Below are 11,902 nucleotides of genomic sequence, written 5' to 3'. Positions count from 1 at the left end.
TCCAATCATGCACCAAGTCGGGGTGATGAATCTACGTCCAGGATGCTCTCCTTTGCAGCCGATGCGCCGGCAGAAGCCGGCGCTTGAGTGGGCCCGGGTTGATCAAGACCGCTGCACGCGCAAATCCAGCGTGCGCTTGATCCCGGCGGGCATGCGCGGTCGCAGCGGGGCGCTGCGCCCTGGGGTGTGACCCATGGCCTCAAAGCGGGCGAGGCGGCGGCCCTGGGCTTCGAGCAGGTTGACCGGGCGCGTCTCATAGGCCTTGCCACCGGGGTGCATAACATGGTGGGTGGCGCCACCGAGGGAGCGGCCCTGAGCGAGATCATAGACTTCGATCGTCAGCGGTGAGTGGATACCGATGGTGGGGTGCAGACAGGCCGGAGGCTGCCAAGCACGAAAGCGTACGCCGGCGACCTGGATCTGGTCCCCATCCTGGCGCCCCGTTGCCGGGGCCAGTGGCAGGATAAAGCCATTGCAGGCGACCGCGTAGCGATCGGCGAGATCGCCTGTCACCTGCACCTGAATGCGCTCCAGCGAGCTGTCGACATAGCGCGCGGTGCCGCCAACGGTGCCCTCCTCGCCGAGCACATGCCAGGGCTCAAGCGCGGTGCGGACTTCGACCTCCAGCCCGGCGGCCGAAAAGGTCCCGGCGATCGGGAAGCGAAACTCATAATGCGGCTCGAACCAGGCGGGGTCGATACTGAAGCCGGCGCGGTCGAGATCGTCCAGAATCTCAAGAAAGTCGGCCCAGACAAAATGCGGCAGCATGAAGTCATCGCGCAGGCGGTGGCCGTGGGAGACCAGCGGCGCGGTGTAGGGCTGCTCCCAGAACCAGGCGATGAGCGCACGCAGCACCAACTGCTGAGCAAGGGACATCTTGGGGTGCGGTGGCATCTCGAAACCGCGAAATTCCACTAACCCCAGGCGCCCGGTGGGGCTGTCGGGCGAATAGAGCTTGTCGATACAGATCTCAGCGCGGTGGGTGTTGCCAGTTGAATCCACCAGCAGGTGGCGCAGGATGCGGTCGACCAGCCAGGGCGAGGCTGAACCGGCATTGGCCGGATCGGGAATTTGGGCCAGCGCAATTTCCATCTCGAACAGACTGTCGTCGCGCGCCTCGTCAATGCGCGGGGCCTGCGAGGTCGGGCCGATAAAGAGCCCGGAGAACAGATAGCTGAGCGCCGGGTGGCGCTGCCAGTAGCGGATGATGGAACCGAGCAAATCGGGGCGGCGCAGGAAGGGGCTGTCGGGCGGCGTCGGCCCGCCAAAGACCACGTGATTGCCGCCGCCGGTGCCTGAGGGACGGCCGTCGAGTTCGAAGGTCGAGGCATCCAGGCCGAGCTGGCGGGCCTCTTCGTAAATCGTCTCGGTGATATGGACCTGCTCGGGCCAACAGGTGGAGGGCTGGATGTTGACCTCGATCACACCCGGGTCCGGGGTGACCTTGATCTCATGCAGACGCATGTCGGGCGGTGCCGGGTAGCCTTCGATATGAATGGGCTGCTGCAGGTCGGCAGCGGTATCTTCGATGGCGGCGATCAGGTCGACGTATTCGTCGGCCTGGCGCGTGGGCGGCACGAAGATGCACAGCTTGCCGTCGCGCGGCTCGACCGTGAGCGCGGTGCGCACCGGGGGGCTTTCGGGAGATGGCTGATCCGAGCCAGTCTGACCAGAGCCAACCGGATCAGAACCAGTGGCACCCGATCCGCCCTGAGCGGAAGCGCCCGGCCCTTCAGCCTCACGCGCGGCACGACGGGCGGCGAGGCCCTGCACCCGCGCCCAGAACTCATCGAAGCTCTCAGTGCGCACCTCTGGCACGGCTTCTGTTGCCGTAGCAGTCCCGCTGCGGGGAATCGGCATGCGACCCGTTCCCGCGCCCTGCAGCGCGATCTCCCGCGTCGGGCGCGACAGCAGCGGGTGCTGCACATCCTGCCCAAATGGATCGGCGGTGATCATGTAGGGATAATCGTCCTCGTCGAGATGCGGCAAACTCCCGAGTGGCAGTCGAAACCCCGCCGGGCTGTCACCCGCGATCAGCACCAGCTTTTTCGACCGCGTGGCCCAGATCTCGGACAGCCACTGGTAGTGCCGTCCGCCACGCTCGCCGCGCGCCTGCGGCGCCTGCACCCGCGCGGCCTGCAAGGGCAGAATGTAACTGCGCGGCTTATCGAGCCCGCGCGAGAATACCTGGGCCAACCGGGCACGCGCCTGCGGGTCATCGAGCTGATTGGTCGCGGGGTCAAGGTTCTGCGGCAGTTCGCATTCCTGCTTGAGAAAGGCGGCCGGGTCCTCGTAGGCGGCCTGCACATAGTCGCCGCCGACGCCAAGATGCTCCGCCAGGCGCACCGCAAAGCGCTCGGCGGCCTCAATGGTAGCGCCGGTGTCGGCTTCCGGTGCGATCAGCGCGTGATCCGTCCACAGCGGCTCGTCGTCCGCCCGCCAGCTCAGGCTGAAGGCCCAGCGCGGCAGTTGCTCGCCGGGATACCACTTGCCCTGGCCGTAATGCAGCAGACCATTGGGTGCGAAGCGTTCGCGCAGGCGGCGGATCAGCTTATCGGCATAATCGCGCTTAGTCGGCCCGACGGCGGCAGTGTTCCACTCCGGTGCGTCGCGGTCAAAGGCGGCGAGAAAGGTCGGCTCGCCGCCAACCGACAAGCGCACATCACCGGCGCGCAGTCGCGCGTCGATCTGACGCCCAAGCGCATCAATGCCAGCCCACTGTGCGGGGGTATAGGGGGCCGAGACGCGCGGCGTTTCCTTGATGCGTTCCACTGACATGGAAAAGCCGAACTGTACCTCGCAGCTCTCGTGACTGCCGCTGATCGCAGCGGCGGTGGCCGGCTCCGGGGTGGCGGCCAGCGGGATATGGCCCTCGGCGGTCAGCAGGCCGGAGGTCGGATCGAGCCCGACCCAGCCGGCGCCGGGGATGAACACCTCGCTCCAGGCATGCAGATCGGTGAAGTCCCGGGTCGGCCCGGCCGGTCCGTCGTCAATCGGCGCCAGATCGGCGGTGAGCTGAATCAAATAGCCCGACACGAAGCGCGCCGCAAAGCCATGATGGCGCAGCAGATTGCACAACAGCCAGGCACTGTCGCGGCAGGAGCCAGACGCCTTGTGCAGGGTATCTTCCGGCGTCTGCACCCCGGGCTCCATGCGGATGAGATAGCTCACCATGCCCTGCAGCCGCTGGTTGAGCGCGACGATCCAGTCGAGCGTGTCGTCCTGGTCGGTCGGACGGGTCGCGGCGATCAAGTCCGCCAGCAACGGCCCGGCCTCCTGGACTTCCAGGTAGGGCGCCAGGTCCTTGAGCAGCATCTTCTCGTAGGCAAAGGTCGGGACGCGGCATTCCTCCTCAATAAAGAAGTCGAATGGATTGATCGCCACCATGTCCGCGATCAGGTCCACCGTGACATGGAAATGATCGACCTTCTCCGGGAACACCAGGCGCGCCTGCCAGTTGCCGAACGGGTCCTGCTGCCAGTTGGTAAAGCGCTCCTGGGGGCTGATCTTGAGGCTGTAGCTCACAACCGGCGTGCGCGCATGCGGCGCCGGGCGCAGCCGCACCACCTGCGGATGCAGCCGGATGCGCCGGTCATAGTCATAAGTGGTGCAGTGATTGAGAGCGACCTGGAGTGTCATGCGGAGCCTCTGGGAGCGACGAAAGTCAAGGTTGGATCTTCAAGGGTGCGAGTGTCGCAAGCATGCGAGCTTAGCTGATTTTGCGCAGGCGCTTGAGCTTTTCATGACAACCTTGGCGCCACCGATGGCTCGGAATCTGCTCAGTGGAGCATCTATTTGTAACAACAAACCACAAAAGGCGTTATCCTGACATCCGCGCACTCAAGACATCGGATACCGCAACGGCGCCACGCACCTTGACCAGCGATTCGCACATGACCGCGCCCGAGCGGTCTTTAGCTTCGTCCTGTGTGGAGCTGTGCTAATCGGGCTGCTCAGCGCACTCTTTGGTGTGACCAGCCTGGCCTTAACCGGTCTGATCCCATGGGCGCAGTATCCGGGGCTTTTGGCAACCTGGTGGACGGGCGACAGCGTAGGCATCTTGATACTTACGCCCTGGTTACTTGCTCTCACACAAAAAGAAAAAAAACTCAAGTTCTCGGCTGAAACGGCATTGTTCACCGTCGCGCTTATGATCGCGACGCTGTTCAGCCTCGGCCTGTTTGGGACACTGATCGGTCCCGCCGGCATGATCGCCTTGCTGCCGCTGATCATGTGGGCCGTCTTCCGGTTCAATGCATCCATCGTCTTCGGGTCCGTTGTGTTTATCTGCATGGCGGCCATTCTCGCGACCATTCAGCCCACGCTTCTCTTTGCGCCATCCGCGCGCAACATGGCTCTGATCGAGTTGCAGCTGTTTCTTGCTGTTCTGGCCCTGACCACGCAAGTGCTGTTTGCAGTCGTCAGAGAACATGAGCTGGTTGACCAAGCATTGCGACTCGCCAATGAACAATTGGACCGTCAGGTGCATGCACGCACCGCCAAGCTTGAGGCCAGCCAGGCACGGATGCGCACATTGATCGATCATCTCGATGCTGGCGTCGTCGTGCATGCACCGGATACAGCAATTCTGCTGGCAAACCCTGCAGCGGGCCGCCTGCTGGGTGTGACCGAGCAGGTCATGCGCGGTCGCCATGCCGATGATGGCGTATGGCGTTTTATCAATGAGGACGGCAGCCAACTGCACCAGTCGGACTACCCGGTCATGCGCATCATTGAAAGCAAAGCACCGCTGCACAACCAAGTGCTCGGCGCCATTTCACCAGGCCACACGGATCCGCATTGGCTCATGGCCAACGGCAGCCCACTTTACGATGCCAAGGGCGCGCTGCTTGAAATTGTGATTTCATTTCTTGAGATCACGGAACTGAAACACGCCGAGCAACGTCTGCTACATCTTGCGCATCACGATACCCTGACTGGCGTACCCAATCGGATGCAGCTCAATGTCCAGTTGGAACAGGCCATTGAGCGGGCCAAACGCCAGCAGAGTCACTTGGCGCTGATTTTCGTCGATCTTGATCGGTTCAAATCGGTCAATGATCGTTTGGGCCACCAGGCGGGTGATGCCCTGCTCAAACAGGTGGCGACGCGTCTGAAAACCCCATTGCGCGGGCAAGATACCGTGGCCCGCATCAGCGGCGATGAATTTGTCGTCCTGCTTGAGGATCTAGCCAGTGCAGAGGACGCTGGCATGGTGGCGGAAAAATTGCTTGCTTGCCTGGGTGAAGCGATGACGATTGCGGATGAATCCCTGCTGGTATCTGCCAGCTTGGGCATTAGCCTGTATCCGCGTGACGGGACCGACGCCGACACCCTGTTGCGTAATGCGGATTTGGCGATGTACAGCGCCAAAGAGGACGGCCGCAATACCTATCGCTTCTTCCAGGCCGAATTCGCCAAGATCGCGCTCGAAAACGCGCGCATTTATGAAGCCCTCGGCAAGGCGATTCAAAACGATGCGTTCGACCTAGTCTACCAGCCGCAACTGGAGCTGACCTCATCGGCCTTAATCGGTGTTGAGGCACTGCTGCGCTGGCGAGACCCTGAGCTGGGTGACATTCCCCCTGAACGCATCATTGAGATTGCCGAGCGCAACGGCCTGATCAATGCCATTGGCGATTGGGTCTTGCGACGCGCCTGCCACCAGGCCCGACAGTGGCTCGACTGCCAGATCGAATTCGGCCGCATCGCGGTCAATCTCTCCGGTCAGCAGTTGCGTGCAAATGACTTTGATGCTCATCTCAGCGCCATTCTGACCGCAACGGGCTGTCCTGCGTCCTGTCTCGAACTCGAAATCACTGAAAGCTTCGTGATGCACCAGATGGAACTGGCCATTGAGCAGCTCGAGCGGGTCCGGACACTCGACGTGACGCTCGCAGTCGATAATTTCGGCACCGGATATTCGTCCCTCAGTTATTTAAAACAACTACCGGTCAACAAGATCAAAATCGACCGCAGCTTTATCGAGTGCATTCATCAGGGTTACAACGACAAGGCGATTGCGGCCTCCATCATTGCGCTCGGGCATGCCCTCGAAAAAATCGTCGTGGCTGTGGGGGTTGAAACAGCAGCGCAGGCGGCTTTCCTGTGGCGACAAGGCTGTGACCAAGTCCAGGGCTTTTTATATGGAAGCCCCGAACCACCGCAACAGCTTGAGAAACGACTGCAAAAATCGGCGGCCGAAACGTTCTGAGCGCATCCACAGCCTCAGCGCTGACAAGCAGCGCGGCTTCTGCTAGGCGTTCTATGCCCGACGCCGCAGCAGCAGATCGCGTGCGGGCTGACCGAGGCGCGCACCGCGACGCTCGAAGCGGGTCAGTGGGCGTTCCTCGGGACGCGCCACAAAATCACCACTCGGGGACAGGTTCTCGAACCGATCTGCGGCCGCTCGCAGCTGCTCCAGCATCCAGTCAGCATAGGGCGCCCAATCCGTCGCGGCATGCAGGAATCCACCCGGCGCCAGCACCCGAGCCAGATCATCGATAAAAGCTGGCTGCACAATACGCCGCTTATGATGGCGCTTCTTGGGCCAGGGGTCAGGGAAGAACAGGCAGACGCCCGCCAGACTCGCCGGCGGCAACGCATGCGCCAGCAGCGCGGCAGCGTCCTCGCGCATGACCCGCACATTATCGAGTCCGGCGCGCTCAAGCTCCATCAGCAAATGACCAACGCCGGGGCGATGAACCTCCAGCCCCAGATAATTGCGCTCGGGATGGCTGGCCGCCATGTGCAACAGCGCCTCGCCATTGCCAAAGCCGATTTCCAACACCACGGGCCGATCATTGCCAAACAGCGCCACCATATCCAGACGCTGCTCCGGTTGCCAATCGCAGCCGTAACGCGGCCAGAGCTGCTGATAGGCGCGCGCCTGGGCGGCCGTCAGCCGCCCTTCGCGCAGCACGAAACTGCGCACCGGACGATGAATCTGTTCAGCCGCTGGGGAGTGCAGCGGTCGGGGAGCGGGTGTCGCACTCAGAAAAAGGTTCCCTCCAGCGGTGAGGAGGCCGAAGCATAGCGCTTGGCCGGCATGCGCCCGGCGCGATAGGCTTCGCGTCCGGCCTCAATCGCCTTGCGCATGGCGCTGGCCATCAGGATAGGATCCTGAGCGGCGGCAATGGCGGTGTTCATCAGCACCCCATCGCAACCAAGCTCCATCGCCACAGCGGCATCAGAAGCGGTTCCGACGCCGGCATCGACTAGGATGGGCACCTGGGCATTTTCGACAATGGTCATAATATTCAGCCGGTTGCGAACCCCCAACCCAGAGCCGATCGGGGCGGCCAGTGGCATCACTGCCACACAACCGATCTCCTCCAGTCGCTTGGCCATGATGGGATCATCATTGGTATAGACCATGACCTCAAACCCCTCCTTCACCAGCACCTCGGCAGCGTGCAGGGTGGCCACCACATCGGGGAACAGGGTCTTTTCATCACCCAGCACTTCGAGCTTGACCAAATTGTGGCCATCAAGCAGTTCGCGCGCCAGCCGACAGGTGCGCAGTGCGGTCTCGGCATCGTAGCAGCCGGCGGTGTTGGGCAGAATGGTGTAGCGCTCCGGCGGAAGCACATCGAGAATATTCGGCTCATTGGCGTTCTGGCCGATGTTGGTGCGGCGCACGGCGATGGTGACGATCTCGGCGCCACTGGCCTCAATGGCGCGCGCGGTTTCATCCAGATCGCGATATTTGCCGGTGCCAACCAGCAAACGGGATTGGTAGGTGCGACCAGCGATGGTCAGGGAATCAGAAGCAGGCGTTGCTCGGGTCATAGTCAATAATTATCAGGGTCGATGTTAGGTCGTTGCGGGAACAAATTCCACCTTATCATTAGGCTTCCGCCAGTGGCGCCAGCTCCTCCAGAGACCAGCGTGGTCGGGGCCGGAACGCCAACGGCTCGCGCTGTCCGGCCTTGAGCCGATACCAGCCAGCATAGGCAATCATAGCGCCATTGTCGGTACAGAGCGCCGGGCGCGGGTAGAACACCTGTCCACCCATGGCTGCAATCGCTTGGCTCATGCGCTCACGCAGGCGGCGATTGGCGCTGACACCGCCGGCTAGCACCAGACGCTGCAAGCCGCTGTGCTGCAGGGCACGGCGGCATTTGATGATCAAGGTGTCCACCACCGCATCTTCAAAGGCGCGGGCAATATCGGCGCGCCCTTGGGGCGAGTCCTCGCCGGCCGCCTGACGCTGATGCAGGGTGTTGAGCGCAAAGGTTTTCAGTCCGCTGAAGCTGAAATCAAGCCCGGGGCGATCGGTCATCGGGCGCGGAAAGCGATAGCGTTGCGGATCGCCCTGCTCAGCCAGCTGCGCCAGCGCCGGGCCACCGGGATACGGCAAACCGAGAATTTTCGCCGTCTTGTCAAACGCTTCCCCTGCGGCATCATCGACCGACTCGCCGAGCAGACGGTAGCGCCCCACGGCCTGGACCTCAATCAGCTGAGTATGCCCGCCCGAGACCAGCAGGGCCACGAACGGAAACTCCGGCGCCGGCGATTCTAGCAGAGGCGCCAGCAGATGCCCTTCCATGTGATGCACACCAATGGCCGGCACCTGCCAGGCCCAGGCCAGACTGCGTCCGAGCGCGGCACCCACCAACAGAGCGCCAATCAGTCCAGGGCCGGCGGTGTAGGCCACGCCATCAATGGCGTGATGCTCCAGCTGCGCTTCTGCAAGCACCTGATGAATCAGCGGCAAGGTCTTGCGAATATGGTCGCGCGAGGCCAGTTCCGGCACCACACCACCGTATTCGGCATGGATCTCGGTTTGACTGTAAACCGCATGCGCAGCCAGACCGATGTGATCGCCGTAGATGGCGACACCGGTCTCGTCACAGGAGGTTTCGATGCCCAGCACTTGCATGGTAATCCGTGTTCGCTTGACGTTGCTTTGCGCCGCTGAGTTCAGCGCTTAAACGGCCATTATTGCAGAAATCAGGCCGCTAGGCGCTGCGCAGGTGACTGAGCGGCACTGGCGACATCCGTGCGAGACGCCGACGCCAGCGAGGCTCGGTTCAGCGCCGACAGCAGTGCCCGTATCGCCGCTGCCAAGGTGTCGCGGTCGATTGCTGCGCCGGCCGAGCGCTGACCGTCCTGCTCGATCAGTACATAGGCGGCCGCCTCGGCCTCGGTGCCGGCGCCGATGGCATGCTCCTGATAGTCCAGCACCGCAAAAGTACCACCGAAGGCCTGGCTCCAGGCGTTGCCGAAGGCCTCGATCACCCCCTGTCCAGTACCGATCACCTGCCGCTCACCTGCGCTCGTGCCCAGGCACAGTTCCAAGCGCTCCGGCCCCTGGGCAGTCAGCGTCAGGCCATGCAGTGCAACCGGGTGCCGGTCGCGGATGAACTCGCTGACAAAGAGCGCCCGGATGCTGTGGGCATCAATCAGACCATTGGCCGCCTCGCTGGCCCGCTGCACCATGGGCGCCAGCTCGCGACGCAGCCAGACTGGCAAGTTCAGGCCGAACTCGTGTTCGAGCACAAAGGCCATGCCGCCCTTGCCAGACTGGCTGTTGACCTGAATCACCGCCTGATAATCGCGATTCAAATCGCCCGGGTCGATGGGCAGATAAGCCACCTGCCAGGGCGCATCCGGGTGCTGGCGCTTCAGACACTTGCCGATGGCATCCTGATGGCTGCCGGAGAAGGCCGTGTAGACCAGCTCACCGACCCAGGGATGACGCGGATGCGTGGGAATATCGGTGCAGTCCTCGACCACGGCCATCATTGCTTGGGGATCGGACAAGTCAAGTCCTGGATCAATCCCCTGGCTGTAGAGATTCATCGCCAAGGTGACCAAATCCAGATTGCCGGTGCGCTCGCCATTGCCGAGCAAGGTGCCCTCGACCCGGTCGGCGCCGGCCAGCAAGGCCAGTTCCCCCGCCGCCACCGCGCCGCCACGGTCATTGTGCGGATGCACCGAGAGCACCAGGGCATCGCGTCGGTCGATGCCGCGCGTGAAAGCCTCGATCTGATCGGCGAACACATTGGGGCTAGACACCTCGACTGTCGCAGGAAGATTCAGAATGCATGGCTGTTCCGGCGTCGGCTGCCAGAGATCGACCACGGCATTGCACACTTCAATGGCATAGTCCAGCTCAGTGGCGGTGAAGCTCTCGGGCGAATATTGAAAGGTCCAGTCGGTATCCGGGTAGCGAGTGGCCTCGCGCACCACCCACTCGGCCCCCTGGCAAGCGATGCCTTTGACGCCTGCGCGGTCACGACCAAACACCCAGTCACGCTGCACCGGCGAGGTCGAGTTGTAGACATGTACAATCGCCCGAGGCACGCCCTCCAGTGCCTGAAAGGTGCGCACGATCAGATCCTCACGTGCCTGCACCAAGACCTGAATGCACACATCATCCGGGATGGCGCCGGAGTCGATCAGCGTGCGCACGAAGTCATAATCCGGCTGACTGGCGGCCGGGAAGCCGACTTCGATTTCCTTCAGACCAATGTGTACCAATAAATCCCACAGCCGCTGTTTGTGAGCCACATCCATCGGCCGGCGCAGTGCCTGGTTGCCATCGCGCAGATCAACGCTGACCCAACGCGGGGCCTGAGTGATGACCTGATCCGGCCAGCGCCGGTCCGGCAGAGTGATGCGCGGGCCGGGTCGGTATTTGCGGTGATTGAATGCCATTTCGTAGTCCTCAATGAAGCAATTGCCGACATGTTGCCGACGGGAACTAGTGTCGCGCAAGCGGCGCAGCAGAGGATTGCGAAGTTGGCGAAATTTCAATTAGATTGGCAATTTTATGCTAGATTTTTTCGGCTTTAAGCAACTTTATTCTCCTTTTTTACCTCATTTTAGCGATGAACATCGACCAGTACGACAAACGCATCCTCGCCGAGCTGCAAGACAATGGGCGCATCAGCAATCAAGAGCTAGCTGACCGTATTGGTTTGTCACCCTCGCCTTGTCTGCGGAGGGTGCGGGCGCTGGAGGAGCGGGGCATTATCGCCGGCTATCGTGCGTTGTTGAATGCCCGTGCGCTGGGGCTGGATCTGATCGCTTTCATCAGCATCGCCATGGACCGCCACACACCGGAGCGTTTCACCAATTTCGATGCGGCGGTGGCAAACTGGCCGGAGGTGCTCGAATGCTCGCTGATTACCGGGCGCGATGCCGACTATCAGCTCAAGGTACTGGTGCGCGACATGGAGGCCTATCAGGAGTTGCTGCTGCGCAAGATTACCCGCATCGAAGGCGTCACCGGGGTGCACTCAAGTTTCGTGCTGCGGCAAGTAATTGAGCGTACCGCTTTGCCGCTTGAGGGCAGCCGCTATACTTAAGGTTTTGTAAGCACAACCCTTGCTGCCCACAGTCAACTACCCCGGCCTGAAGGCCGGAGCTTGCAAGAGCTCGGTTGACCAGGGAAAGCGGTATCCAACCCGCTGCGTTTGCAACAGGTCGTTGAGACCCACTCCGGGATGCTTCCTCAGTCCCGGACTCTGGAAGATCAGAATCATGCGGGCGAAAGGCAAAGCGCCGAAGGTTTTGATCGCCGCCGTAAGGTGGGAGCCGGTTGCAAACCTTCCCGAGGGGAGCGAGCCGTCAGGCTCCGTCACCAGGCCCGTAAGGGCAGGAATCGAAATGGCTGTCTTCGTCCTCGACAAACAGAAGCGTCCGCTGATGCCGTGCACGGAGAAACGCGCGCGGCTGTTACTGGAGCGCGGACGTGCCGTGGTAGTGCGTCTGGCTCCCTTCACCATCCGGCTCAAGGATCGCATCGGCGGTGAGACTCAGCCGCTGCGCCTGAAGCTCGATCCGGGCAGCAAGACCACAGGGATGGCACTGGTGCGCGATGTTGAGCGTATCAACCCCGACACGGGCGAGGTGTGCCGAGACGCGCCTGTGCTGTGGTTGGCGGAACTGA

8 protein-coding genes are annotated in these 11,902 nt (G+C 62.1%); 3 read left to right on the top strand and 5 right to left on the bottom strand.

Features of this window, described 5'->3' with window-relative positions; genetic code table 11:
* Positions 1-102: 102 nt before the first annotated feature.
* On the bottom strand, positions 103-3,639 hold the full coding sequence (locus tag CKO36_RS11180) for a transglutaminase family protein (protein WP_200284145.1): 3,537 nt from the start codon (positions 3,637-3,639) through the stop codon (positions 103-105).
* A 208-nt stretch (positions 3,640-3,847) separates the two neighbouring features.
* On the opposite strand from CKO36_RS11180, the gene CKO36_RS11175 reads away from it, so the two are divergent.
* Positions 3,848-6,214 carry a bifunctional diguanylate cyclase/phosphodiesterase gene (locus CKO36_RS11175; protein ID WP_338053463.1) on the top strand — a complete coding sequence of 789 codons (2,367 nt, stop codon included), beginning with the start codon at positions 3,848-3,850 and terminating at the stop codon, positions 6,212-6,214.
* Positions 6,215-6,265: 51 nt separating this feature from the next.
* Here CKO36_RS11175 and trmB read toward each other — a convergent pair whose 3' ends face one another.
* The 4 genes from trmB to CKO36_RS11155 all read right to left on the bottom strand — a co-directional run bounded on the left by trmB (position 6,266) and on the right by CKO36_RS11155 (position 10,665).
* Complete coding sequence (trmB, locus tag CKO36_RS11170; protein WP_338053461.1) at positions 6,266-6,934, bottom strand: tRNA (guanosine(46)-N7)-methyltransferase TrmB; 669 nt, start codon at positions 6,932-6,934, stop codon at positions 6,266-6,268.
* A gap of 59 nt (positions 6,935-6,993) precedes the next feature.
* On the bottom strand, positions 6,994-7,791 hold the full coding sequence (locus CKO36_RS11165) for a thiazole synthase (protein ID WP_200284143.1): 798 nt from the start codon (positions 7,789-7,791) through the stop codon (positions 6,994-6,996).
* A 58-nt stretch (positions 7,792-7,849) separates the two neighbouring features.
* The gene (tsaD, locus tag CKO36_RS11160; protein ID WP_200284142.1) at positions 7,850-8,884 is read right to left on the bottom strand and encodes a tRNA (adenosine(37)-N6)-threonylcarbamoyltransferase complex transferase subunit TsaD; all 1,035 of its coding nucleotides are present in this window, start codon (positions 8,882-8,884) and stop codon (positions 7,850-7,852) included.
* A gap of 71 nt (positions 8,885-8,955) precedes the next feature.
* Positions 8,956-10,665, bottom strand: coding sequence for a 2-isopropylmalate synthase (locus tag CKO36_RS11155; RefSeq protein WP_200284141.1), 1,710 nt, complete (start codon positions 10,663-10,665; stop codon positions 8,956-8,958).
* 173 nt (positions 10,666-10,838) lie between these two features.
* Between CKO36_RS11155 and CKO36_RS11150 the strand changes: the two genes are divergently transcribed.
* Together CKO36_RS11150 and CKO36_RS11145 are read left to right on the top strand one after the other, a co-directional pair.
* Positions 10,839-11,318, top strand: coding sequence for an Lrp/AsnC family transcriptional regulator (locus tag CKO36_RS11150; protein ID WP_200284140.1), 480 nt, complete (start codon positions 10,839-10,841; stop codon positions 11,316-11,318).
* A 301-nt stretch (positions 11,319-11,619) separates the two neighbouring features.
* On the top strand, positions 11,620-11,902 hold a 283-nt coding region (locus CKO36_RS11145; protein WP_200284139.1), incomplete at its 3' end, for an RRXRR domain-containing protein.

This window comes from Rhabdochromatium marinum (genome assembly GCF_016583795.1).
Classification (GTDB): domain Bacteria; phylum Pseudomonadota; class Gammaproteobacteria; order Chromatiales; family Chromatiaceae; genus Rhabdochromatium; species Rhabdochromatium marinum.
The sequence above is the reverse complement of the archived record's forward strand: the minus strand, read 5'-3'. Positions and strand labels throughout refer to the sequence as shown.